Source organism: Prevotella sp. HCN-7019 (assembly GCF_037890215.1).
GTDB lineage: Bacteria > Bacteroidota > Bacteroidia > Bacteroidales > Bacteroidaceae > Prevotella.
This window is the reverse complement of sequence record NZ_JBBKBO010000002.1, coordinates 174,149-199,307: the sequence shown is the minus strand read 5'-3', so window position 1 is coordinate 199,307 and position 25,159 is coordinate 174,149. Positions and strand designations below refer to the sequence as shown.

At 50.5% G+C, this 25,159-nt stretch carries 17 protein-coding genes; 9 read left to right on the top strand and 8 right to left on the bottom strand.

Annotated elements, in window-relative coordinates:
- Positions 1-5: 5 nt before the first annotated feature.
- Positions 6-1,169, bottom strand: a complete 1,164-nt coding sequence (locus WKT13_RS03875) for a PrsW family glutamic-type intramembrane protease (RefSeq protein WP_340322912.1) — start codon at positions 1,167-1,169, stop codon at positions 6-8.
- A gap of 615 nt (positions 1,170-1,784) precedes the next feature.
- Here WKT13_RS03875 and WKT13_RS03870 point away from each other — a divergent pair.
- From WKT13_RS03870 to recA, 3 genes are all read left to right on the top strand, one after another.
- Entirely contained in the window at positions 1,785-2,384 is a 600-nt protein-coding gene (locus WKT13_RS03870) for a DUF6621 family protein (RefSeq protein ID WP_445323566.1), read from the top strand.
- A 105-nt stretch (positions 2,385-2,489) separates the two neighbouring features.
- Complete coding sequence (locus WKT13_RS03865; RefSeq protein WP_298618711.1) at positions 2,490-3,683, top strand: saccharopine dehydrogenase family protein; 1,194 nt, start codon at positions 2,490-2,492, stop codon at positions 3,681-3,683.
- Positions 3,684-3,812: 129 nt separating this feature from the next.
- Entirely contained in the window at positions 3,813-4,841 is a 1,029-nt protein-coding gene (gene recA / locus WKT13_RS03860) for a recombinase RecA (RefSeq protein ID WP_298618709.1), read from the top strand.
- 174 nt (positions 4,842-5,015) lie between these two features.
- On the opposite strand, the gene WKT13_RS03855 is transcribed toward recA, so the two are convergent.
- Positions 5,016-6,539 (bottom strand): hypothetical protein, encoded by a 1,524-nt coding sequence (locus WKT13_RS03855; RefSeq protein WP_340322911.1) that lies wholly within the window; start codon positions 6,537-6,539, stop codon positions 5,016-5,018.
- An 82-nt stretch (positions 6,540-6,621) separates the two neighbouring features.
- Entirely contained in the window at positions 6,622-9,426 is a 2,805-nt protein-coding gene (locus WKT13_RS03850; protein ID WP_340322910.1) for a TonB-dependent receptor, read from the bottom strand.
- Between the two features lie 1,032 nt (positions 9,427-10,458).
- Between WKT13_RS03850 and WKT13_RS03845 the strand changes: the two genes are divergently transcribed.
- The 3 genes from WKT13_RS03845 to WKT13_RS03835 all read left to right on the top strand — a co-directional run bounded on the left by WKT13_RS03845 (position 10,459) and on the right by WKT13_RS03835 (position 15,065).
- A complete protein-coding gene (locus WKT13_RS03845) occupies positions 10,459-10,905 on the top strand; it encodes a hypothetical protein (protein WP_340322909.1) in 447 nt (148 codons plus the stop codon).
- A 225-nt stretch (positions 10,906-11,130) separates the two neighbouring features.
- Entirely contained in the window at positions 11,131-12,474 is a 1,344-nt protein-coding gene (gene nhaD / locus WKT13_RS03840) for a sodium:proton antiporter NhaD (RefSeq protein WP_340322908.1), read from the top strand.
- A 29-nt stretch (positions 12,475-12,503) separates the two neighbouring features.
- Positions 12,504-15,065: a hypothetical protein gene (locus WKT13_RS03835; protein WP_340322907.1), complete on the top strand. Its 2,562-nt coding sequence runs from the start codon at positions 12,504-12,506 to the stop codon at positions 15,063-15,065.
- Here WKT13_RS03835 and WKT13_RS03830 read toward each other — a convergent pair.
- Complete coding sequence (locus WKT13_RS03830) at positions 15,050-15,622, bottom strand: GNAT family N-acetyltransferase (RefSeq protein ID WP_298618697.1); 573 nt, start codon at positions 15,620-15,622, stop codon at positions 15,050-15,052. The two genes, WKT13_RS03835 and WKT13_RS03830, sit on opposite strands and share 16 nt — an antisense overlap.
- A 79-nt stretch (positions 15,623-15,701) precedes the next feature.
- Between WKT13_RS03830 and WKT13_RS03825 the strand changes: the two genes are divergently transcribed.
- Positions 15,702-15,998: a hypothetical protein gene (locus tag WKT13_RS03825; RefSeq protein ID WP_340322906.1), complete on the top strand. Its 297-nt coding sequence runs from the start codon at positions 15,702-15,704 to the stop codon at positions 15,996-15,998.
- A gap of 85 nt (positions 15,999-16,083) precedes the next feature.
- A complete protein-coding gene (locus tag WKT13_RS03820; protein WP_340322905.1) occupies positions 16,084-17,484 on the top strand; it encodes a TIGR00341 family protein in 1,401 nt (466 codons plus the stop codon).
- 142 nt (positions 17,485-17,626) lie between these two features.
- Here WKT13_RS03820 and WKT13_RS03815 read toward each other — a convergent pair whose 3' ends face one another.
- The 4 genes from WKT13_RS03815 to WKT13_RS03800 form a co-directional block, all read right to left on the bottom strand.
- The gene (locus tag WKT13_RS03815; RefSeq protein ID WP_298618691.1) at positions 17,627-19,057 is read right to left on the bottom strand and encodes a sensor histidine kinase; all 1,431 of its coding nucleotides are present in this window, start codon (positions 19,055-19,057) and stop codon (positions 17,627-17,629) included.
- Positions 19,058-19,076: 19 nt separating this feature from the next.
- Positions 19,077-19,766: a response regulator transcription factor gene (locus WKT13_RS03810; RefSeq protein WP_298618689.1), complete on the bottom strand. Its 690-nt coding sequence runs from the start codon at positions 19,764-19,766 to the stop codon at positions 19,077-19,079.
- 130 nt (positions 19,767-19,896) lie between these two features.
- Positions 19,897-20,298: an FMN-binding protein gene (locus WKT13_RS03805; RefSeq protein WP_340322904.1), complete on the bottom strand. Its 402-nt coding sequence runs from the start codon at positions 20,296-20,298 to the stop codon at positions 19,897-19,899.
- A gap of 137 nt (positions 20,299-20,435) precedes the next feature.
- Positions 20,436-21,335 carry a diaminopimelate dehydrogenase gene (locus WKT13_RS03800; RefSeq protein WP_340322903.1) on the bottom strand — a complete coding sequence of 300 codons (900 nt, stop codon included), beginning with the start codon at positions 21,333-21,335 and terminating at the stop codon, positions 20,436-20,438.
- Positions 21,336-22,054: 719 nt separating this feature from the next.
- Between WKT13_RS03800 and WKT13_RS03795 the strand changes: the two genes are divergently transcribed.
- A complete protein-coding gene (locus WKT13_RS03795) occupies positions 22,055-24,487 on the top strand; it encodes an FAD-dependent oxidoreductase (RefSeq protein WP_340322902.1) in 2,433 nt (810 codons plus the stop codon).
- Positions 24,488-25,159 lie beyond the last annotated feature (672 nt).

The following is a 25,159-nucleotide window of genomic DNA, read 5'->3' as shown; positions in this document are numbered from 1 at the left end:
TTATACTATCTTCTTCTGCTCACTTCCGCCAGTCCCATGTTTATCAGAATCATCACGACAACCCATACTACGACAATCAGGGCTATATATCCTCCGAACGGGAAAATTTCGTTTATCCACATGGCCAGAGGCGAATCCCACAGGCAATGCAGCACAACCGGTATGGCAAACAGTTTCAGAAATATCGAGTTGGAGAACACTGACGTGTCGATTACACCCGTGGCTTTGGCCGTGATGACAAACGCCGCGCCTGATATCGCAGCCCATGCCACGTGGCCGCCCGGAGCAAGCACGGCACGCAGGAATATAGTGTTGTTTATGGCGTCCATCATTTCCTGGCCGTCAATGTTCTGTCCGTAAGCGGCCGCATAGCCCGTTATCTGCTGCAACTGTATGAAAGGCTGCAACGCATATCCGGCCGACTCGAATGCCGCGAAGCCCGCTCCTACGGATGCTCCGATGAGAAGGCCCGTGAGAATGGACAGCTTTCCGAGTTTCCTCAGTATGGCGAAGACTATCACGGCCTTGCCTATCTCCTCAATAAGACCAACCATGAACGCACCGAAAAAGTCCATCTCTTCCACCGCATAGAAGGAGAACAGCAGCAGTGTGGCCACCAGCGAGGCGCATCCTCCGATGAAGAATGTTTTCAGTACGGTGTACATGCTGACGTTGCGCCATACGTTTGCCTCCATAAACAGAATCATGGTGGACAGCGGTACGGCAAAAGAGCCTATCACAATCATTCCCGGAAAGGCGTTGAGATTGCCGAAGGCATTCACGCATATCCACAGAAGCACGAAGGTGATGACAAACATCAGCAGCACTCTGCTGTACAGCCACGGACGTGGCCATCCCTTAGATATGCTGGCGGCATCAGGAGTCGTTATCTTCGTACCGCAGATGAATATCTCCTCGGCCTCCTCTGTCGTGTGCGGTTTGAACACGTCTGAGAAAAGCACTTTCCAGTTAATGTCGGCCGGTCTGTCGTTTCCCACATAGTCGTTTATGGAATCTATCCATGAACTGCCGCTCCCGCTGTGCGTCTTTTTCTGCGAATTGTTGTTTGAGTAATTGTTCGCTGTATTAGTGTTTAACGGTTTTCCGCAATGCCCGCAAAACCTGTCGCCCTCATGGTTAGGGCAACCGCAATAGTTACAATATATCATAATAAAGTGAGTTTGCTATAAGGAAAGATTTCAGATTCAGTAATCTTGTAGTTGGTTTGTTTTTTTCCATAGTTGTAAATCAGCTATTTGCAAATAATAATAGCGGTGAATTAACGAAACAAAATTACTGCTTTTTTTCAATATAACAGATGTGTTTGGTGGAAATTTTTATGCCAGGTGCTGTGAGAACTGCCATTTCTTAGACCGTCACCCCGTAAAGGCGTTATGTTAATGGGAATGACATGCTTTATTGTGTTGGCGGTAGTGGCTTGTTTGTATGCACGGTTTCCGTACTTTTTCTTCGCTGCATACAACTTCGTCCGAAGGGTAGGGGCGCTTTATGATTGCAGTTCCCACATTATATGATATGATTTTCTGTCGGACGGAAACATCAGAACGAATATTTGTTCAGCCCTCGATTTGCATTATCTCTTGATAGGATAAGCTTTATCCCGGCACGAAAAATAAATAAAACTATTTCTTTTATTTATTTTGTTCTGCTCTCGATTTGCATTATCTTTTAATAAGATAAGCTTCATCTCGGCATAAAAAATAAATAAAACTATTTCTTTTATTTATTTTGTTCTGCTCTCGATTTGCATTATCTTTGCATATATGAACGATATGACAGACAAAAGCGTGAAGTGGAGCGAGAATGTGATTATAGCCGACGCAGGATATATAGACCGCGTGGCTTTCAATCTCATAGTGAACTTCGAACGCATGATAGGCCGCCGCATACCTAAGGCCGACATGGCGCGGTGGATAGACTGTGTGGCTCTCGACGGCGGAGTGCGCGAGGGAGACAATGATGTGCAGGTGGTGCTTATACACGACCGCGGACGCAGTGAGCTGGAGAACTTTGCGCCGGGCAATCTCGCCGACGAACTCAACGGCAAGGCTTTCAAGGACAATCTTGGAGAGTTCACCATCTCGGCATTGCCGGTTGAGGACATCGTAAGCCGCGACGACTTCTTCGCTGATGTGGTGGAGGCGGCTTGTGCCGGCAAAGAGACAAAGCGCATCATGATTGTACCCGATACCGAGCGCGCCGGACTCTATGACAGTCTGTGCCATATCCTGCGCCGTGTTGACGACGAGAAGCGTGTCACCATGTTTGCCATGCAGCCCATGACCGGCGGCAACTTCCGTCAGGAAATACTCGGCTACTCGCTCATGAGTGCGCTGGGCATAAGGTCGGACGAACTGAAATGACATGCCGCACGGCCTGTTCGCCGTTTCATGTGACGGTTTCGGACGCTGTGGCATACACATACATTATATATAATATACTTGAAAACAACTAATATCTGAGAAAATATGGGAAAAGTGTTAATGATTGGCGCGGGAGGCGTTGCCACCGTCGCTGCGTTCAAGATAGCGCAGAACGCTGATGTGTTTACCGATTTCATGATTGCAAGCCGCACAAAGTCTAAGTGCGACAAGATTGTCGAGGCAATAGGCAATCCTAACATCAAGACAGCCCAGGTGGATGCTGACGACGTCGAACAGCTCAAGGCGCTCATGAATGACTATAAGCCGGAGCTGGTCATAAACCTCGCACTGCCTTATCAGGACCTCACCATCATGGAGGCATGTCTTGCCTGCGGATGCAGCTACCTGGACACCGCGAACTACGAACCGAAGGATGAGGCTCACTTCGAATATTCTTGGCAGTGGGCTTACAAGAAACGTTTTGAGGACGCCGGACTCACAGCCATTCTGGGATGTGGATTTGATCCGGGTGTGACAAGCATCTTTACAGCCTATGCCGCCAAGCATCATTTTGACGAGATACAGTATCTCGACATCGTTGACTGCAACGCCGGTGACCATCACAAGGCTTTCGCTACAAACTTCAATCCTGAGATCAACATACGCGAGATAACCCAGAAAGGTCTTTACTGGGAAGATGGCAAATGGGTGGAGACCGAACCGCTTGAGATACACAAGCCGCTCACATATCCGGAAATCGGACCGAAGGAAAGTTATCTGCTTCATCATGAGGAGATAGAAAGCCTCGTGAAGAACTATCCAACAATACGTCGCGCACGTTTTTGGATGACTTTCGGACAGGAGTATCTCACTCATCTGCGTGTCATTCAGAACATAGGTATGGCAAGCATCGTGCCTATCGACTACGAGGGCAAGAAGATTGTACCGCTCCAGTTCCTCAAGGCTGTGCTGCCTAACCCGCAGGACCTCGGCCAGAACTACGAAGGTCAGACAAGTATAGGATGCCGCATCCGTGGACTGAAAGACGGCAAGGAACTCACCTATTATGTATATAACAACTGCTCACATCAGGCTGCCTTCAACGAGACTGGTATGCAGGGCGTAAGCTATACGACGGGTGTGCCGGCTATGATCGGTGCAATGATGTTCTTCAAAGGCCTGTGGCGCCGTCCCGGTGTGTGGAATGTCGAGGAATTCGATCCGGATCCTTTCATGGAACAACTCAACAAACAGGGACTGCCGTGGCATGAGATCTTCAACGGAGATCTCGAACTCTGATGCCTTTCCGGCAGCATTTCTTATCGCTTAAGACATCACGCGCCTGTCGTGAACAGCCTGTCCTGATATGGAACAGAGGCTGTGTCATGACAGGCGTGACATTCATTCATAATTGAAAACAGAACAGAAATGGCAAAGGAAAAAGAAAATACAGGCGCTGCCGCACTGAACGAAGGCAAGCTGAAAGCACTTCAGGCGGCAATGTCGAAGATAGAGAAAGACTTCGGCAAGGGGTCTATAATGAAACTTGGTGACGAACATATCGAGAATGTCGAGGTAATACCGACCGGCAGTATCGCTCTTGATGCCGCTCTCGGAGTGGGAGGTTATCCGCGCGGACGTATCATAGAGATATACGGTCCGGAGAGTTCGGGTAAGACAACACTCGCCATCCACGCCATAGCCGAGGCGCAGAAGGCAGGCGGTATAGCCGCTTTCATCGATGCGGAACATGCTTTCGACCGCTTCTATGCAGCCAAACTCGGTGTCGATGTGGACAATCTCTGGATTTCACAGCCAGACAACGGTGAGCAGGCTCTCGAAATAGCCGACCAGCTCATACGCTCTTCGGCCATCGACATTATCGTTGTCGACTCTGTTGCTGCCTTGACTCCGAAGAAGGAGATAGAGGGCGACATGGGCGACAACAACGTGGGATTGCAGGCCCGTCTGATGAGTCAGGCGCTGCGAAAACTCACGTCAACCATCAGCAAGACCAACACAACGTGTATCTTCATCAACCAGTTGCGTGAGAAGATCGGTGTGATGTTCGGCAATCCGGAGACAACAACGGGTGGTAACGCGCTGAAGTTCTATGCCAGTGTACGTCTCGACATACGCAAGGTGACGAGTCTTAAGGACGGCGATCAGGTGGTCGGTAACCTCGTGCGTGTGAAGGTTGTGAAGAACAAGGTGGCACCTCCATTCCGTAAGGCAGAGTTTGAGATACTCTTCGGAGAAGGTATCTCGAAGATAGGAGAGATTGTTGATCTCGGCGTTGAGTGCGGTATCATCCAGAAGAGTGGTTCATGGTATTCATACGGAAGTTCCAAACTGGGACAGGGACGCGACGCTACAAAGGCGTTGCTTAAGGACAATCCTGAACTCTGCGAGGAACTCGAGGCTCAGATTATGCAGGTTCTTGCCGACAAACAGTAATCCGGCGGCAGAGCATAAAACATAAAACAAGCGGCAGACAAAGTTCAAACCATAGTGTTGAACGTGTCTGCCGCTTTTATTATATTAGGTTAACAAAGGAAAGAACCGGTACTTACAGAAATTGCTGACTCATGTTCCGGTACCGGTTCTTCAAGTTTTTTTGAGTGTCAGAAATCAATAGTCTGCGTTCTGCGGATCGAAGTTGGTCCATCCGTCAAGCCAGTTGTCGCCGGCTGCGAAAGCTCCGATGTAGTCCACTGCAGTGCATCCGTTGAGCAGAGCGTCTGTGAATGAAGCTGCACCGATGAGCGGACTGCCTGCTGCAGGAATGTATCCTGTTGCGTCGAACCATCCGTTTGCAGATTCGAAATACTTGTTATTGTTGTCAGCCAGTTCGAAGAATGTGTGAGAGAATGAATTCTTCGTTTTGTCAACTGTGCCGGTCTCATAGTCATAAAGTCCGTCTTCGTATATCTTGTTGAAGTCTGTTCCAAGTACGTCCATGTTGGCGAACCAGATGTTTCTGAGTTTCAGTGCGCCTGAAGTTGCGGCACCCTGAGTGTCACCTTTCTCGTTGTCGAGAATCAGACCTACAGGCCATCCCACAGCAACAGAGTTGAAACAGTTGAGGTGAGAGTCGCGGCGTATGTGCATTGCTGCCTGGAAACGTCCCAGACCAGAGCCGTTGTTGGGGAAGTACTCACCACCGGTGATGTAGTCAACATTGTTCTGGAAAGAAGCGTCAACAGCTTTCGGGCCGATGAATGTGATGTTAGAGAATACTGCAGAAGTGTGAGGTTCGCCGTTTGATCCGTTGGCGTTGTTGTCGCTTTCGAAGCTGTTGCTCTGTGACTTGTCTGCAATCTTTGAGTCGCGTACGGCCAGACCGAACTGCACGTTTCCGCTGAATCCGTTGTCTGTATCGAAGTCGTCGTCCCATCCTTTGTATGCAACGAGATACTTGCAGTCAACAGTTCCGCCGAACCACTCGTAAGAGTCGTCGTTAGAATAAGACACCTGTACGTGGTCGATCTTTGTGCCGGAACCTACAGCACCGAGTGTGAGACCGTTGATCTCCTGGTCGGTCTGGAATGGATATCCTGCGAACTCGATGCGCACATACTTCAGAACACCAGAGTTGTCGGCATCGTCGTTGCCACCGAATTTGGTACGCGGACCACCTTCTATCTGCTTCTCACCTTCGTTGGTCACAGCTTTTCCGCAGAGGATGATTCCACCCCAGTCGCCCGGACGGCGGTTGCCTTTAGCCTCTTCAGATGTGAACACGATAGGAGCGTCAGCTCTTCCTTCGGCGATGAGTTTTCCGCCACGTTCTGCTATGAGTGCTGCCTTTGTCTGCTTGTCACCCTTTATCACGGTTCCCGGCTCAATAGTGAGTTCTGCACCGTTTGCTATGTAAACCCAGCCTTTCAGGATGTAGGTGCCTTTCTTCAGTGTCTGCTTTCCTGTGAATACGAATTCCTGGTCACCGTTACCAATCTGTTTTCCTTCGTCGCTTACGTTTTCTTTTCCGTCAGCGGTGAAGAGAATGTGGTTGCAGGCATTCAGTCCGCCATCCAGTGTCCATGTCACGTCAGTAGAACCACCGGGATTTTCATTGTCATCGTTACTGCACGAGCTCAGTGTGAGCGACAGTGCGAGGATGCCCATGCATCCGTAGAATTTGAATTTTTCCATCTTTTTTGTTTTGTTAAACATCCGATTATATCTTAAATAATAACTCTTCATATTTTGAATGATAATTCCTTATGTTCTGTTTTCAGAATTTGTAGGTGGCTGTAAGGCCGAAGTTGCGTCCCGGCTTGAAGGCGCGTGTCACCTGTTCAACCTCCTTGCGGCTTCCGTCGGCATAGTGAACATCGGCAAACTGCTTGTAGTAAACCTTCTGTGCGAGCAGGTCGCGTATGTTGAGTTTCACCTCCCAGTGCTTTCCGAAGCGCTTTGATGCGGAGAGATCTATCACGTCGCGCGGCATCTCATAGCTGTCCGGCACGCGCAGTGATTCGTTTCCGCTTGTGGTGCCTTCGCTGCGTCCCACACCGATGATGCGTTTTCCGATGCGGTTGTAGAGCACTGCCACGTCGAGCTGTATCTTCTCATTGTTGTAGAACAGGCCGGTGTTGATCAGATAAGGTGACTGTCCCTGCATCGGGCGATCCTCTTCCTTGGCACCCTTCTCAAACTTAACCTTACTCTTTATGAGCGCTCCGTTGAACGACCAGCTGAAGTCTTTCAGGCCGAGGAAGGCCAGATTCTTGCGTATGTCGAGTTCGATACCGTAGGTGTTGGCGCACTGTGCGTTCTTGTAAGAGTAGAGAAGGTTGGTTCCTCCTGTCACGATGTATGTCCATTCTATCGGTGAATCGAAGTATTTGTAGAATGCTGCGATAGATATAACCTCACCTTTCGAAGGATAGAACTCGTAGCGCAGATCCACGTTCTGTATGTAGCAAGGTTTCAGGTCGGTGTTTCCCTGTACGCTCGATGCAAGGTCGAAGTCGTAGAATACCGACGGTGACATCTCGCGGAATTCGGGGCGGTTGACTGTCTTGCCGTATGATAGGCGCAGCTGGTGCTCGTCGTTGAACTTATAGGTTGTGTTTATCGAGGGGAAGATGTCGTTGTATTCGTAGTTGTGACTGAACGGACTCTCCTCGTAGTCGCGTGTGTTTGATATGAGTTCCATGTGGTCATACTCGTAGCGCAGACCTGCATACACGTTGAGTCTTCCGAACGGGAGCATTGCTGCAATGTAGCCAGCACCCAGATAGTTGTTACCTTTGTAGTTGTTGCGCATGTGCGGTTCCTCGAGCAGATAGAGGCGGTCGGCTCCGAAGTATTCCTGATTTGAGAGCAGAGTAGGGATGTCCATCTTGCGGAAACCGTCGGGCAGGGTGTTGTCGGCAGCATTCCAGTTGTAGATGAGGTCGCGCGTTGTGTATTTGCGTGTGCGGTACTCGCCGTAGGCTCCGAACTTCAGATAAGGATTCCAGTCGTTGAACTTGAAGTCGTGTTTGTCGTTCACGGCGGCCGAAACTATGTGTTCGTCCAGCTTGGTCCACTCGCGTGAGATGTCGTTTGGAGTTGAGAGCTGCAGCTCGCCTTTCTCCAGTGCGTCGTTGATGAGATAGCGGCGGCGGTCAGGTATGTTGCGGTTGGCGTATGAATAGCTTGCGCTCCAGTCCAGATTGTCGGCTGCGAAGGTATGCTTTCCGGTTATCTGTCCGTTGTATGTTGTGCGGCTGCGGTAGTAATACTCGGCCGAGTGTTCCGTGTCAGACTGCGCGCTCACGCCCTCACGCCATGTGTAACGGTCGTTGCCCAGCTGGTTGAAGATGTTCTTGAACTGATATTTGCTGTTGCCGTCGGCCGAGAGAAGGGTGAAGTTTGCCATTGCTCCGAGGCGCACGTTGTGGTTGTACTGGTCGTCCACCGAATAGCGCAGATAGTTCGACTTGTCCTTCACTGCGTCGTATACACCGAAGAGGTTGTTGTCCATGTCCTCATACTTGCGATACTCGTTGGTGTAGTTGAGTGCGGCAATCATTCCCACCTGGCGGTCGCCTATCTTCCATCGGCGTCCTATCGAGGCCGAGAACTTAAGGTCGCCGGCAGGATTCATGTTTCTGATGCGCCAGTCGTTGTTGAATCCGTTGCCCATGAGGTCGACGCCGTTGCCGGCTATGCTCTTCAGAGTTCCGTCCATGCCGCACGACAGGCTGCGCATGCCGCTGTCGAATCCGAGGAAGTCGGTGCCGGAGCCTTTGGCATACTTGAAGTTGGAGAAGGCCGTAGCGTCGTTCCAGTTGCCTCCTATCATTATGTCGGCTGTGTTCTCCGACGGTATGTCCTTTGTGTTGATGGTGATGAATCCTCCGCTGTAGTCGGCCGGATATTCGGGCGACGGAGTCTTCACTATCTGCATGTTGTCAATCTGAGAGCTCGGTATGATGTCGAAGGAGAAAGCCCTCGAGTCGGCCTCGCTGCTCGGTACGGCACCGCCGTTTATCCATACATTATTATATCTCTGCGACAGTCCGCGAACCATTACGAACTTGTCCTCTATGATGCTCACGCCCGGCACGCGTCTCACCACCTCTCCGGCGTTGGAGTCCTGTGTGCGTTTTATCTCCTGGGCTGACACGTTGCTCACCACCATCTGGCTGTTGCGTGCCACCTGAAGCATCGCCACGTCGGTGTTCTGTTTCATTATTCCCACCACCGAAACTTCGCCGAGTGTCTGCTGGTCTGTTTCCATTTCTATGGTGATGGTGTTTTCCTCAGCGTCTTTCAGTGCCTCTATGTTGTTGAGGGTTTTGGTCTTGTATGATATGTAGTTTACGGTGATGCTGTACTTTCCTGCCTTCAGTCCGTTTATCTTGAACTTTCCGTCGATATCGGTTATGACCTTTATGTCGGTTCCGGCCACCTGTATCGTCGCTCCGATGAGCGGCTGACGGTCGCTCTTGTCGAGCACAACACCTGTTATTCCTTCTGCGTAGGCTGCGATAGTCGAGATGAGCAGCAATGCCGTGATGGCAACAAATCTTTTCACTTTAATCATTTTGAAATACATTATACCTTATTGTCCGGGTGCAAAATTAAAGGTGTGATGTTGCGCCTGCGTTGCCCGACGGTTATAAATGTTTTACAATGATATTTCGTTGGTGTTTCTTCGAAAACATGACTCCCAATATATAATAATGTGGAACTAAGGCCGCCTGCGGAGGTCATCGTAAATGTGCGGATGCGTTGTCGGCATGATGGCGGAAACACATGATTGCCGTGGTACAAGGATGAGGCTTGATGTGCCTTATGTCATACCACCTGGGCCGCGCAGGTTTTTGCAAATTTTCTTTAACATCTGTTTGCATACGGCACACGCCATTTAACATTTCATTTTTTACATTCCAGAGAAATGTCGCCCCGAAAATGCTTCCCTAAAAGCCTGTTCCGCATGAAGCGCAGACCGGACACATGCCGACGGTCTTGCGAAACGGCCTTTATTGCACCCTGAAATCAACTGTTTTAGGGCGTGATATGGGCTATATGACCGCTCAATATGGCCCATATCAGAGGTCGAAAGAGGCTCTTTTGCAGGCACACAGAGAATATATCGAAACTCAACGGTGTTCAAAACGCTGTGCGTCAGAGGTTTATGTAAATATAGGGATTTCGCGATATTCCGCACAAAAATGTTGTCTGCCGGATATTACGAGAATTTCGCGCTGTTTTCAAGATGAATATTTAACTTATCCGTCTCTGTTTTCTGTTTTTTTATATATTCAGACGTCATGCCAAGCCATACTCTCCTTTGTGTCGTTGCTGCTGCACAGGCCTTTGTACGGACAATCCTTATGGGGCAGTGCAAACAATTATGATAGATGCTGAAAAAAACAAAAAATAAGAACGGCGGGCATGGACCTATGGGCTTATATTCGTACATTTGAGATTGAAAACCGGAAGACTATGAGAGTGGGGCCGGACTGTATGATGTATCGTAGTCGGACGTATGTAGTCGGACGGCACGCACACCGGCCTGATCTGAACAATGTTTACGAAAATGCCTGTAATCCTGTTTATAATCATATTGGTTATGACTGCGTCGCGTTCGATGGCGCAGTCGGGCGGGTTGGTGGCCGACATGTCGTCGCGCAAGCCTCTGCGCGACGCCGTGATAATGACCGACGGCGGAGAGCGCGTCACCACCGACTATCGCGGACAGTTCGTTCTTAGCGGCAAGTTCCGCGGAGCCACCATATTGTGCAAGGGCTACATAAAGCGCAACATGACGGCCGAGGAGATGCAGCGCGACACCATATTCCTCATTCCCAACATCAACACGCTCAAGGGTGTGGAGATTATAGCGCCCAACGACGGTATGGGGGCGCTCAAACGGAGCATGGATTCGGAGGCCAAGGCCATACCCATCAAGCCCAAGACAGGATTCAGTTTCGACTTCTTCAGCCTGTTCGACCGCAGCAAGCGTCGCGTGTCGAAAAAGGAACGCGAGCGTCAGAAACGCATACTCGACAACTACTGATCCGGTTTTTGCCGCATTATTTTAATGTTAAAACATGAGGCCATGGTTGTTTTCCATTTTATTTATTATCTTTGTTCACATCTTAGACCGTACTATTCAGACACAGCGGCCGGTGGCGCATGCCTTTCGACGGTGGCGTTGCGGTGTCGTGCATGCCTTGATAACGGCAATGGCAGAGTGTATTTGAAACAAAAAACATAAACAGTCAATTATTTTTTACAGACAATGACAACATTAACGTTGACGATAGTCCTTATTTTCGTGGCCGGCTATGTGTGCATAGCGGCCGAGAGTTTCACCAAGGTGAACAAGGCAGCCGTGGCGCTGCTCATGTGTGTTTTGTGCTGGACGGTCTATATGATAGACCCCGGCCAGTATGTTTCCGCCGCAGTAGGCGATGCCGCAACAGGCGTGCAGTCGCTGGCTGTGCAGGTGGGTGAGTCGTTGAAGATGCACCTCGGCGACACGGCTGAGACTCTTTTCTTCCTTATGGGAGCCATGACCATTGTCGAGATTGTCGATACTTACGGCGGTTTCAACTTCGTGCGCGACATCATGAAGACCCGCAGCAAGCGCAAACTGCTGTGGCGTATAGCCTTCATGACGTTCTTCCTGTCGGCCATTCTCGATAACCTCACAACGTCCATAGTGATGATAATGGTGCTGCGCAAGCTCATACGCGACAACAAGGAGCGCATGATCTTCGCATCGATTGTGATAATTGCGGCCAACTCGGGAGGCGCTTTCTCGCCCATCGGCGACGTTACTACCATCATGCTTTGGATCAAGGGTATGATAAGCACCGGCGGTGTGCTGGGCGAACTGTTCCTGCCGTCGCTTGTGTCGATGGTTGTGCCTGTGCTCATACTGCAGTTCGGACTGAAGGGTAAGCTCGACTGCGCGCAGAATCTGCCTAAGGACAACGTGAGCACATTCACCCGCCGCCAGCGCCACACGGTGTTCTTCCTTGGTGTGGGCGGACTCATCTTTGTGCCGATTTTCCGCTATATGACCGATCTGCCGCCGTTCATGGGCATTCTGCTTGTGCTCGGTCTGCTCTGGACCGTCACCGAGTTCTTCTACCGTTCAACCTCTGAGGACGACACTATGGCCCGCCGCGTCAGCCAGTTGCTGTCACGCATTGACATGTCCACCATCCTTTTCTTCCTCGGAATACTCATGGCCGTTTCATGTCTGTCGGAGATAGGCGTGCTCACGGCGCTCGGAGCTACGCTCAACGACGTATCGGGCGGCAACCACTATCTTGTCACCGGAGCCATCGGTGTCATCTCGAGCATTGTCGACAATGTGCCGCTCGTGGCAGGATGTATGGGTATGTATCCCATCGCTCCGACCGGCGACATGGCTGTCGACGGACTGTTCTGGCTGCTGCTGGCCTACTGTGCCGGTGTGGGCGGCTCCATGCTCATCATCGGTTCGGCGGCCGGTGTAGTTGTTATGGGACTGGAGAAGATAACCTTCGGCTGGTATCTGAAGCACGTTTCTTGGGTTGCCCTTGTGGGATATCTGGCCGGAATGGTGGCCTACTGGCTTGTACAGATTATTTGAAAAGTTGAAATAAAAGTTTAGTATAGCTTATGAGAAAATGTTTGCTGATGTTTGTCCTGATCGTGGCGTGCCGGCTTGCGGCCTTCGCACAGACGCCTTCGGTCTTCGACACCTATTTCGCCCAGGCGCAGTCGTATGCCCAGGCGTTTCCGAGAGAGAAAGTATATCTGCACTTCGACAACACGAGTTACTATCAGGGAGACACCATTTGGTTTAAGGCCTACGTGCTCACTGCTGCCGACAACATGCCGAGCAAGATAAGCAAACCGCTGTATGTGGAGTTTGTCGACCAGCTCGGCAATGTGATGGACCGCCAGATTGTGAAACTCGAAAACGGCGAGGGGCACGGACAGATATCGCTGGCAAACACTTTCTTCACAGGATATTACGAAGTGAGGGCATACACAAAGTGGATGCTCGCCTTCGGTGACGACCCGCAATATTTCTCGCGCACGCTTCCCATCTACCGCAAGCGCATAAACAACGACGAACAGAGCCGTAGCATCGCTACCTACAATATGGACAAGAGCATGAAGCAAAGGCCGAAGGAAAATCTGAAGGAACTCAACGTGAGATTCTTCCCCGAAGGCGGACAGCTGGTGCAGGGCATGCCTGCAGTGGTTGGATTTGAGACGCTGAGCGAGGACAGCGGATGGGTGAATGTGAGCGGATATCTGTTGTCGGAGAGCGGCGAGAAGATTCTGCCCATTGCCACAATACACGACGGAATGGGCAGCTTCACCTACACTCCGGGCGAGAAACCTGCTTCGGTGGAGCTGATATACAACGGCAAGACACGCAAGTTCAAGCTGCCGGATGCACAGCCTGCGGGCTACGGCATCATGGTGAACGTGCGCGAGGAGTCGCTCGACGTCACGGTGTCGCGTTCTGCCGGAATGGCCGGGGGCGATGTGGCGCTGTTCCTTTTCTCCGGTCTTACGCCGTGCACCTATGTGCCTGTCGATTTCGGCGAGGCCTCCAGCAAGCGTATAAGGATTCTCACTTCCGACCTTCCAGGAGGAGTGGTGCGTCTGTCGCTTGTCAACTCGTCGGGCGCTTCGCTGCTCGATCGTTTCTGTTATGTCTATCCCAAGGATACACTCAGCCTGAGCGCATCGGCCGACAACGACCTTTACGCACCGTTCAAGAAGGCCGTGTGCCGCTTGAAACTCACCGATGCGTCCAACGCTCCTGTGAGCAACGCACGCATATCTGTTGCTGTGAGGGACGGATTAGACATGGACTACATACAGTATGACAACAATATCTTCACAGATCTTCTGCTCACTTCCGAGCTGAAAGGCTATATACGGCAGCCGGGATTCTATTTTGTCGACAGGTCGGTGGCACGCCGCAAGATGCTCGACAACCTTCTGCTCATACGCGGATGGCGCCGTTATGATGTGCAGGAGAGTTTCGGCCTGAAGCAGGTGGAACCGAAATATCTGCCGGAACCCAATCTCAACCTTTACGGACACATCGACTCTTGGTACGGAAAGGCCCAGGCCAACATCGGCATAACGGTCATGGCGCATAATGACTCGGTGGCCATCATGGGCTCTACACGTGCCGACTCGCTCGGCAATTTCACCATTCCACTTGATGATTTCTACGGAAAGATGGAGGCACTCATACAGACCAAGCGCGACGGAAAGAAATACAACCGCAACGCTCTCGTGAGTCTGTTCCGCAACTTTGAGCCCCCGCTCCGTCAGCTCGACTATTCTGAGCTCAATCCGATGTGGAGTACTCCTGTCGATACGACCAGACTGGATGCTGACATCAGCGTTTTCGAGGACTCGCTCGTGGGAGATGAGAAGATACTGAAGCTCGGTGAGGTTGTTGTAAAGGGAAAATACAAGAACAAACGGCTCTTGCAGGACACTGAGACATTTGAGCGCGACATCCTGGGATTCTACAATATAAGACAGTATGTGGACAGACTACGCGACAACGGAAAACTTGTTGTCGACGACATTGGTTATCTGATGCATACTCTCAACGACAGAATAAACCGCGAGGGAACGCTTTATGGAGTGAACGAGATGAAGTATAGTGCCAACGGAAAGGACATTGATCAGGTGCATCTTGTGGGTTGCATCGACATGATAGAGACAGCCATGCTCTATATGGACCATACGGGCATGATGTCATATAAGTTCAACGACAAGGACTTCAGGGTGGATGTGGACGAGCTTCGCGACATTTATACAGGTCAGTTCAAGATGGACACCGTCAGTCAGACCGGTTTACGGCAGATCTTTGTAAGGTGTGCCTTCCAGATGCAGGAGCGTTGGAATGCCGGCAAGAGCTACAAACCGACTCATGGTATAAGAAAGACCGAGATACAGGGATACAGCATTCCGGCCGAGTTCTATTCCCCGCAATACAGTGAAACGATGTTTAATGAAGGAATAGACGACCGTCGCCGCACTCTGTACTGGAACCCGGAGGTTGTCACAGACGAGAACGGCGAGGCGGTGATAGAGTGTTTCAACAGCAGGAACACCACTTATATGAATGTCAGTGCGGAAACCGTTGCCGGCGGAAGGCCGGCTTCGGTCAACTTCAATACTTATTCGGGGCAGTAGCAGCGCATGTGTTTCATCTCATGCCCGCCCCACATTTTATCGTTTACATATCTGAATCCCAGTGCCGTGTACAATCGTTCGGCATTGGGATTCAGCTTGTCTACGAGCAGGCCGGCAGGCAGCCCGTTTTCGTGGGCACGCTTTATGGCTGCGCGTAGCAGTGATGATGCAATGCCCATACGCCTAAATTCAGGATATACGGCAATGCTGTCTATGTAGTATTCGCCGGCTTCCGTCTCGTCGGGAATGTTGTCGAGGTCGCGTGCCAATTGCTCTTTTGCTGCGTGCAGGAATGCCTTGCGCAGAGTGTGGAGGTCCTCGCCGCGGTATGCCACTACGGCTCCTGCCACGCGATTGTCATCGTTCAGTGCGACGAGCGTATTGAGATAACTGTACTGTGAGCATTCTGATGCTGCAAGATCTGTCATTACCTGTTCGAAGTCGGCCAGCGTCTTGCCCGGTCCGACAAGGTTCATGCAGCATTCATCCGACATTGCCTGCATGATGAGCAGTGCTATGTCGTGTGCATGTTCCTTCTTAGCCTGTTCTATTTTCATAATTTCCTTGTTTGTTATATGGGCATTGCCGTGTTGTATTTGTTTTCGTTCTGTTCTTAAGAAATGTAATGGCATGCTTATGGCAAAGATAATACAAATTTGCAAGAAGACAAAATCCGTGTGGACGTACGGTGCAGATTACATCATGACAAGGTTTGTCCACACTGTCGGCGGAGTGTCAGGCGTGACATGGAAAAGCCTGTTCCGCCATGCCGGCGGCATAGTGCATCATGATGAAAACAATGTCGCGAAATTGTTGCGGCGAATTAATAAAATTACTATTTTTGTAGAGTATAGGGCTTGGCTCGACAATATTCAATCACTAAAAACTCCGTTTTTTCTGTTTGTTGTCGTTCTTGGCCTTCGTCATATTTGAACTTGTTGTACGTTAAATCATAAATATCGGTTTCTGTCCTTGATATTCCTGATATTAAAGAGGAAACACATAAAAAACAAACAATATGGAAGAAAAAGATCAGAAGATTGTCGGTGACGGCTTCAAAGGCACAGTCCTGCGCCTGACCGGTTCGTTGAAGAAGTATTTCAACGTATCCACCGACAGAGAGAAAGAGGAAGACACTATTGCCGCTATCCGCAACGGTGTGTCGTTTCATGGTTCAAATCTTTGGATACTTGTGTTCGCGATATTCATCGCTTCGCTTGGTCTGAATGTCAATTCTACGGCTGTCATCATCGGCGCGATGCTTATATCACCGCTCATGGGACCTATCATCGGCATGGGATTGGCCGTGGGCATCAACGACTTCGAACTGTTGAAACGGTCGGTTAAGAACTATCTTATCGCCACACTCATAAGTGTTGTCACAGCGACAATATACTTTTTGCTGACTCCTCTCAACGAAGCGCAGTCGGAACTTCTTGCCCGTACGTCGCCGACGCTCTACGATGTGTTCATCGCTCTATGTGGAGGTGCGGCCGGAATTGTGGCCCTCAGCTGTAAGGGCAAGGGCAACGTATTCCCCGGAGTAGCCATTGCCACGGCACTCATGCCGCCGCTTTGTACTGCCGGATTCGGCATAGCGACAGGCAATATCTACTATTTCTTCGGTGCGTTCTATCTGTTTTTCATCAACACGGTGTTCATCAGCCTTGCCACTTATCTGGGTGTGAGGATGATGAAGTTCAAGGAAAAGCAGTTCCTTGACCAGGGACATTATGCCCGGGTGAAACGTTATATCATAATAGCAGTTGTTGTCACGATGGTGCCGGCGGCATTCATGACCTATGGCATTGTGCGTTCGAGCATATTCAAAACCAACGTCAGCCGTTTCGTGAAGGATCGCTTGGAAAGCAACGGTACGCGTATCATATCATACGATGTAAATAAAGACAGTCTCACCCTGCGTGTTGTGGCTGTGGGACGTGAGATTTCGGACAGCATGATAAAGCGTGCGGAGAACAGTATGTCAGACTACAAGATGGCCCATTACACGCTTCAGGTGATACAGGGTTCGCAGTCTGATTCCGTGATGTTGCTCAATAACCGCCTTTCCAGCGTGCGTACAACGAGCAACAATTATGCTGCCATGTTGCGCGAAGAGGCTCTCAAGGCTTCCGCTTTGCAGAACCGACTGAACGAATATACGCGTTATGACGACCTCGCTCCGGCCGTTGCCGCCGAGTTGAAGACGTTGTTCCCCGGTGTGCGCGACGTAAGTCTGTCGCTTTCGGCCACAGTTCTGGCTGACTCCACATCCGCTGTGCGTCGTCCGGTTGCCATAGTCGGTCTTGGTGCAGGTGCGAGGTTGAGCACTGCCGAGCACGAGAAGATGAAGAAATGGCTTGCCACACGTGTCGGTGCGGACAATATACAGCTCGTCACCCACACATCGGGAAGATGATGTAAGACTTATGAACAGGAAATGCGGGGCAGGACATCTTTAAATGATGTTCTGCCCCGCATCTTTTTATAATCAATCCGTAATGTCGCGGAACGGTGCTTTCGGTTTGCCTAAGTGGTTTCTGGTGTTTTATGGAAGAGATCTATCTGTGTTTCCTTAGTGAAAATTCGAAGCAAAGCCCTCCGCTCAGCAGGTTGTGTGCTCTGACTGTTCCGCCATGCATCAGTATGGCGTTCTTTACAATGGCGAGTCCCAGTCCTGTGCCACCCATTTTTCGACTGCGTCCTTTGTCTACGCGGTAGAAGCGTTCGAAGAGCCGTGGCAGATGCTCGACCGGCACTCCAACACCATTGTCGCTGAACGAGAAAGCCCAACAGTCATCCTTTTCTTCGGCGTTCACTGTTATCGTAGTGTGTTCTCCGGCGTAGGCTATTGCGTTGTCGGTAAGGTTTCTGAAGATGCTGTAAACCAAACTGTAGTTGCCTTCTATTATGATGTCCGGCTTCACGTTGTTCACGAATGTCATGCCTTTTTCCGAAAGCTGCATTGAAGTATCCCTTTCTATGTCGGCTATGATGTTCGACACGTTCACTTCGGAGAAGTCTATCAGCTCCTGTGCATCGTCCATTCTGTTGAGTGTCGAGATGTCGTGCAGCAGCGATGTGAGCCTTCTGCTCTGCGCGTAGCTACGCTCCATGAACTGCTGTTTCACCTTGACGTCCATGTCAGGATTGCTGAGTATTGTCTCCAGATAGCCCTGTATGCTTGCCACTGGTGTCTTCAGTTCGTGTGCTATGTTCTGTGTGAGCTGGCGTTTCAGAATGTTCTGTTCCTCGCGTGTGCTCTGCAGACGTTTGTATATCTTTATTATACGTTCGGCAATCTCGCCCAATTCATCGTCCGGGAAGTCTGCCAGATCCTCCGTGTCGAGCGATTCGTTGTTGTCGGCACGGCTTGCGAATATTTTCAGTTTGGTGATGTTGGCACCCAGTCTGCTTATGAAATGATAGAGAATGAGCGTGAGCAGAACCATGGCCGTAATTGCAAACCAGATGTAATGCTGGTCGGCCTGCAGCGATTTAGACAGATTGTCGTCATAGGGCAGGGCGCTGCGTATGATGATTCCCTTGTCCTTAAAGTATGTGGCAGAGTAGAAGAAGTTGCCCTCCACGGTCTTGCTGCTTCTGTCTATTGTGGAACCGTGTCCTCTTCTCAATGCGTCTATCACCTCTGGGCGGTCGGAATGGTTTATTACGTTGGTGTAACTGCTCAGGTTGCTGTCGTAAACCACCTTACCGTTTTTCTCTATCAGAGTCACTCTGAGGCCTGTGAACCCATGACTCCGGACATAAATGTTGAGGGTGTGTTCGTTGATACTGTCGGTGTAGTTCATCCATTCGTTCATTCGCTCGTTGTAGTCCTGCAGCCTCATGTCTAGCGTTTCTATCTTATACTGATTCTCTCGCACCTGCTGGAATACGATGAACGCAATGGCGAAAAGCAGGAATACGGACAGCACGCTGAAGTAAATCCTGTTGCCAACGCTAATGTTCCTGATACACCGTGATATCATTATGTTCTGGTTTAATGGTCTAAGCATCGAAATAATAGCCGAATCCGAGTCGGGTGACAATACATTTTGAGAATCTGCCTATCTTTTTGCGCAGTCGTGTTATGTTTACATCGACGGTACGGTCGAGCACGAGCACGTCCTTAGGCCATATGCGATCGATAAGTTCCTGGCGTGAGAATACGCGTCCGCGCTCCTCAAGCAGCAGATGCAGCAGTTCGAATTCGGTCTTTGTGAACGGTATCTCCTCTCCGTCGATGCTTACAGTTTTCTTGCCAAGATTCATCTCGATGCCCTGATAGTGTATCACTTGTGGCGCCTGCTGTTCGGAAGGTGAGGCTGTGCGTCTGAGCACGGCACGTACCCGTACGAGCACTTCACGGATGGAGAATGGTTTTGATATGTAGTCGTCAGCACCGAGATTGAATCCCGTGACGGTGTCGTTCTCCGTGTCACGAGCTGTGAGGAAGATTATTGGTATGTGTGCTGTGGCCGGGTCGGTCTTCAGTCTTTTTGCCATTGCGAAGCCCGACATGCCACCCATCATCACGTCGAGCAGCAGCAGGTCGAAGCTGCACACGTTGAGCGTCAGCGCTTCTTCGGCCGAGCATGCGGTAGATACCTCATATCCTTCAGTCTCAAGATTGAATTTCAGAATTTCGAGCAGGTCCTGCTCGTCGTCCACAACAAGAATTCTGTTTTTATGTTCCATTTTGGCTTTTTGTTTTCTGCAAAATTATGCATAAGACTGTTCACATCTGTTGCAATGGCGTTACAATTATGTTACATGTACGGCGTGCTGCCATAGAGGTTGCGGATGCAGAGTGCGTTCCTCTGGCAGTCTATTTGGCTGAATTGTAGTATTCCAGTCCCTTTTTCATATTGCCGATGAGCGCATCCGATGAATATGTGGCTCCACTCACGGCGTCCACCTTCATCTTTGCTGCGGTTTTCGGGTCTTTGCCTATGTATGCCGACAGCAGTTTTTTCGCTCTTGCGAAAAAGCCCGGCGCCTCGTTGTTTGCCAGCGTCTCTATTTTTGTTATCTTGTTGTTGCTGATGTATATTTTCAGCGGTGTTGTTCCGCCGTATCCTTTTACGCTTTTGGCTATGGATGTGGTGTTCACCACGGTGGTGCTGCCCTTCTTGCTTATGGCCCCTTTGTTTTGTGTGGCCGAAGCAAAGGTCAGGGCCATTGCCGTGCAGAGCAGTGTGGCAGCTATTGTGTTTGTTGTCTTCTTCATCTTCTGCTGATGGTATTGTGTTTGCGTATGTTGCCTGCGGATTGTTTGTTAGTATGGTTCCCCAATAAAAAATGAACCGGCAGGCGGCAGCAACATGACTGTCCGCCTGCCGGCTTTCACATCTTAGTTGTGTGGCATTATACAAGATGTGATATGAGTTCTTCGCGGTCGCCTTCGAGCATGTCTATCACCGGAATCTCAATCATGGTGTAGCATCCCGGCTGCTGGCGCATAGAGGCGCGTGCAACGTTCACGAGCACCTGGCCTGTGAGTGCCGGATTGTTGATGCTCATGTTGAATTCCATACGCTGGTTCTGTGTCTTTCCGCTCACACCCTTGCGTACGAGGTTCACGCCGTGGCCCATGTCGCGCACGTCGTCAACTGACGGAACTGCGAACACGTGTGTCTCATCGCTTGCGAAGTATGGGTCTGCCTTTATGACCTTTGTCACTTCCTCGAGGCTTGCACCTTCCTCAAGCTCTACGTACACCATGCGGCGGTGCAGTCCTTCGCCCTTCGGAATGGTCATAGACAGAGCGTTCTTCACGCCCTCCTTACCTCTAACGCATACGCTGTGTCCCATAGACATACCCGGTCCGAAGTTGGTGTAGCTCAGTCCTTTCGGTGCGAGGCTCTGCATCAGAGTGCGCACGATAGAGTCCGAACCCGGATCCCAGCCGGCTGCAATAACAGCCACTGTGCCGTGCTCCTTGCATATAGGCATGAGCGCGTTGCGGTAGTCGAGAATGGAAGTATGTATGTCGAAGCTGTCCACAGTGTTGATACCCATGGCCAGTATTTTCTTTGCGTATTCCTCACAGCTGCGTGTCGGTGTGGCAAGAATGGCCACGTCTACGTCTTTCAGTTCGGTAATGTCCTTCACCACATCGTATGCGGCGAGCTCTGCCGGTTTGTTTTCTGCGCCGTTGCGGCGTACTATTCCTGCTATTTCGAAGTCTGAGGAAGCCTCAAGTGCCTGTACTGTGTAGTGTCCGATGTTGCCGTATCCCACTACGGCTGCTCTGATCTTTTTCATCTTTTCTTGTGTTTATAAATTGTGTTTGTATCCTGTTTCCGCACTTCCTTTGCTGGCATTGCCTGTGTTTCATGCCGCGGACAGTGCATATTTATCTCACGCAAAGTTACAAAAATATTGAAAAAGCCGCATCTGAGAAAATATTTTTTTAGTTTGTTTATGTCTTCTTTATCACATGTCAATTTTTCTGCCATATATTGTGCACGTCCGTAAGACCACGTATATAAGGCACAAAGGCCGGATGCCATGCAGTTGCATAAATATACACATCCTGTGTTCCGCCTCTGCATATTTATGCAACGTCAGCCCCGTGATAATGCGCTTTTTGCGTTGACAGTGGCATGTGACCGCAAATTTGTGAGCTTTGAGGAATGAATGTAATGCGTTGCCACACAATGTTTTTATTGTTTTATCGATTCGTCGGTGCCTTTCTTGCGCTTCGGAAAAGCTTTTTCCGCATTACCGTAAAGCCCTTTTGATGTGTCGGCGGGGCATCAGACGTGTTGTGTAGTTTATTTTTATGCATTCTTACAGGTCTGTGTATGGCATTATGAGACATGTTTGTATATATGTCGCATATACTATAAAAGCTCAGCCGGAATACGATAAGGGGCAGAAATCATGTCGGACAGGCAACTGCCGGGATGTAGAATTTGTGTGGCGGTTTATTGTTTTTATGGAATAATATATTATCTTTACGGCGCTAATTTTTCAAAACTATGAAACATGTAATCATTGGCGGAGTCGCCGGCGGAGCCACCGCGGCGGCACGCATAAGACGAGCTGACGAGAACGCTGAGATAGTTCTCATCGACAAAGGTAAATATATATCGTATGCAAACTGTGGTCTTCCTTATTATATAGGTGGTGTCATAAAGAGCCGCGACAAGTTGTTCGTGCAGACGCCGGAGGCCTTCTCCCGCCGTTTCAACATAGACGTGCGCACGCAGAACGAGGCATTGGCCATCGACACTGCCAGGCATGAGGTGAGCATAAGACGCGCCGACGGCACCACATACACCGAGACCTACGACCGTCTGCTGCTCTCGCCGGGCGCCGATCCTGTGCGTCCGCCACTCGAGGGCATCGACACCGAAGGCATATTCACCCTGCGCAACGTGGATGATACCGACCGCATACATCAGTATCTCACCACTCATCGTGTGAACCACGCCGTAGTTGTAGGCGGTGGTTTCATAGGTCTGGAGATGGCAGAAAACCTTCATCATGCCGGCGCTGCGGTGTCTATAGTCGAGATGGCCGACCAGGTGATGGCTCCTGTCGATTTCTCCATTGCCTCACACGTGCACCGTCATCTCATGGACAAAGGCGTAGGACTGCTGCTGGGGAAGGGTGTTGAGAAGTTCGCGCAGGAAGAAGGCCGCATCAAAGTGTTCCTCAACACTGGCGAGACGCTCACAGCCGACCTCGTGCTGCTGTCCATCGGCGTGCGTCCTTCTACCTCGCTGGCCAAGGAAGCTGGCATAGAGCTGGGAGCGCGCGGCATAAAGGTGAACAAATATCTGCAGACATCATCACCCGACGTTTACGCCGTGGGCGACGCAATAGAGTACGAACATCCCATAGCTGGTGGTCCGTGGCTCAACTATCTGGCCGGTCCTGCCAACCGTCAGGCGCGCATAGCAGCCGACAATATGGTGTTCGGCAACCGCGAGGAGTATGAGGGCGCCATCGGAACGTCCATTGCCAAGGTGTTCGACATAACGGTAGGCGCCACCGGACTGGCTGCCAAGCACCTCAAACGCATGGGTGTACCATATCTGACATCGGTCACCACATCTTCGTCGCATGCCGGTTATTATCCCGGAGCGTTCAATATCACACTGAAACTCACCTTTGCCCCCGACACCGGACGCATCTACGGAGCGCAGTGTGTGGGCGTGGAAGGTGTGGACAAACGCATTGACGAGATAGCCATGCTCATAAAGCAGGGCGGCACCGTGCGCGATCTCGTGAAGACCGAACAGGCCTACGCGCCGCCGTTTGCCTCGGCCAAGGACCCTGTTGCCATTGCCGGCTATGTGGCATGCAATACGTTGGACAAGGTGATGCCCATTATTACATGGCGCGAGCTTGCTGCTGCCGATACATCGGCCGTGCGACTGGTGGACGTGCGTACGCCGGAGGAGTATGCCCTCGGTACGATAGACGGAGCGGTGAACATACCGCTCGACGACCTGCGCGGACGTCTCGGAGAGCTCGGAAAGGAAGACGACATCGTGGTGTTCTGTGCAGTCGGACTGCGTGGATATCTGGCGCAGCAGATTCTTCTCGGCCGCGGCTACAAGCAGGTGAGAAATCTCTCGGGTGGATACAAGACCTATGCGCTTGCCACACAGAAGGTGGAGTCGGTGGCAGAACAGCCGTGCACGTGTGACACAAACCGTCCGGAAAGCTGCGGCAACATGGTTCAGCTCGACGCATGTGGCCTGCAGTGTCCCGGTCCGATAATGCGTCTGAAACAGACAATGGACGGTATGGCTGCCGGACAGATGGTGGAGGTGAAGGCCACCGACCCGGGATTCGCACGCGATGCCGAATCATGGTGCCGCTCTACGGGCAACAGATTCGTTTCGAAAGAGTCGGCCAACGGTTATCATACAGTCGTGATACAGAAGCAGGAGGCATGCTCTGCGCCTGAGACACCGGCACAGGGCGCACGCCGCGACAAGACACTCATCATGTTCAGCGACAATCTCGACCGCGCGCTTGCCACATTCGTGCTGGCCAACGGAGCGGCTGCAACGGGTGGCAAGGTGACGATATTCTTCACCTTCTGGGGCCTGAACGTCATAAAGAAACGCAACAAACCGAGTGTTGCCAAGGACTTCTTCTCGCGTATGTTTGCGTGGATGCTGCCGTCAGACTCAACAAAACTGCATCTCTCCAAACTGAGCATGTTTGGCATGGGCGACCTTCTGATGCGCCACATCATGCGCAAGAAGAACATATCGCAGCTCGAAGAGCTCATGCAGCAGGCCATGGACAACGGTGTGGAACTGATAGCCTGCCAGATGACCATGGACATGATGGGCATCAGCCGTGAGGAACTCATCGACGGAGTGACCGTAGGCGGTGTGGCCACATACATGGACCGTGCCGACAATGCAGGTGTAAATCTCTTTATCTGACAATCAGTTGAAGGTATCGCGCTACGTCTGATGAAAGGTCAGCCGTACGTTGCCGGACCTCATACATTATTATATATCCGTCCCGACTACGATTACGTGTGTCGGGACGGATATGTTTTTGCTGTGTTTTCTTAAGTGAGTCGCTACGTCGTCTTCAGCTCAATAGAAATAATGTGGTAATTGGTTTGAATAAAAAATGCGCCTCCAACCTTGAATCAGCATTGTTTTCTTCTGTTGAGATGATGGTAATATGGGCTACTTACAGATTTTCATTATTCTGCGATTTTTCCGTCCGAGTTTTCAGTTCTACCCCGAAAAATAAGCGAGTATTTGCGGGCTGAAGCTCCTTCGGACGCAAATTCGCGAAAAATAAGAGGCTTATGCAATTTGTTGAGTGTCAGTGGCTTATGTTTGAAGATAATTCTTTCGTCCTGCGATAAGCACCATATTGGCACGTGATACGGTCCATTTCAGGGCCTGATATGCACCATAACACACCCTGAAACAGGTATAACCAGACCCTAAAACGGGCTTAATCGGAATACAAGATGAATCATACGGCATTCCACTACGGGGTATACCATAAGGCGGTACGGCCCGAACCGGCCTTTTTTATACGTGATTTAACATTCCTTTACATCTCTTTTGCGAAAAAATTTTGTCAAGAAAAAG

What these genes read in the sequence shown, in the direction of transcription:
- WKT13_RS03875 (WP_340322912.1), bottom strand. Translation starts at nt 1,169, where the DNA reads ATGATATATTGTAACTATTGCGGTTGCCCTAACCATGAGGGCGACAGG.
- WKT13_RS03870 (WP_445323566.1), top strand. Translation starts at nt 1,785, where the DNA reads ATGAACGATATGACAGACAAAAGCGTGAAGTGGAGCGAGAATGTGATT.
- WKT13_RS03865 (WP_298618711.1), top strand. Translation starts at nt 2,490, where the DNA reads ATGGGAAAAGTGTTAATGATTGGCGCGGGAGGCGTTGCCACCGTCGCT.
- recA (WP_298618709.1), top strand. Translation starts at nt 3,813, where the DNA reads ATGGCAAAGGAAAAAGAAAATACAGGCGCTGCCGCACTGAACGAAGGC.
- WKT13_RS03855 (WP_340322911.1), bottom strand. Translation starts at nt 6,539, where the DNA reads ATGGAAAAATTCAAATTCTACGGATGCATGGGCATCCTCGCACTGTCG.
- WKT13_RS03850 (WP_340322910.1), bottom strand. Translation starts at nt 9,426, where the DNA reads ATGATTAAAGTGAAAAGATTTGTTGCCATCACGGCATTGCTGCTCATC.
- WKT13_RS03845 (WP_340322909.1), top strand. Translation starts at nt 10,459, where the DNA reads ATGACTGCGTCGCGTTCGATGGCGCAGTCGGGCGGGTTGGTGGCCGAC.
- nhaD (WP_340322908.1), top strand. Translation starts at nt 11,131, where the DNA reads ATGACAACATTAACGTTGACGATAGTCCTTATTTTCGTGGCCGGCTAT.
- WKT13_RS03835 (WP_340322907.1), top strand. Translation starts at nt 12,504, where the DNA reads ATGAGAAAATGTTTGCTGATGTTTGTCCTGATCGTGGCGTGCCGGCTT.
- WKT13_RS03830 (WP_298618697.1), bottom strand. Translation starts at nt 15,622, where the DNA reads ATGAAAATAGAACAGGCTAAGAAGGAACATGCACACGACATAGCACTG.
- WKT13_RS03825 (WP_340322906.1), top strand. Translation starts at nt 15,702, where the DNA reads ATGGCAAAGATAATACAAATTTGCAAGAAGACAAAATCCGTGTGGACG.
- WKT13_RS03820 (WP_340322905.1), top strand. Translation starts at nt 16,084, where the DNA reads ATGGAAGAAAAAGATCAGAAGATTGTCGGTGACGGCTTCAAAGGCACA.
- WKT13_RS03815 (WP_298618691.1), bottom strand. Translation starts at nt 19,057, where the DNA reads ATGATATCACGGTGTATCAGGAACATTAGCGTTGGCAACAGGATTTAC.
- WKT13_RS03810 (WP_298618689.1), bottom strand. Translation starts at nt 19,766, where the DNA reads ATGGAACATAAAAACAGAATTCTTGTTGTGGACGACGAGCAGGACCTG.
- WKT13_RS03805 (WP_340322904.1), bottom strand. Translation starts at nt 20,298, where the DNA reads ATGAAGAAGACAACAAACACAATAGCTGCCACACTGCTCTGCACGGCA.
- WKT13_RS03800 (WP_340322903.1), bottom strand. Translation starts at nt 21,335, where the DNA reads ATGAAAAAGATCAGAGCAGCCGTAGTGGGATACGGCAACATCGGACAC.
- WKT13_RS03795 (WP_340322902.1), top strand. Translation starts at nt 22,055, where the DNA reads ATGAAACATGTAATCATTGGCGGAGTCGCCGGCGGAGCCACCGCGGCG.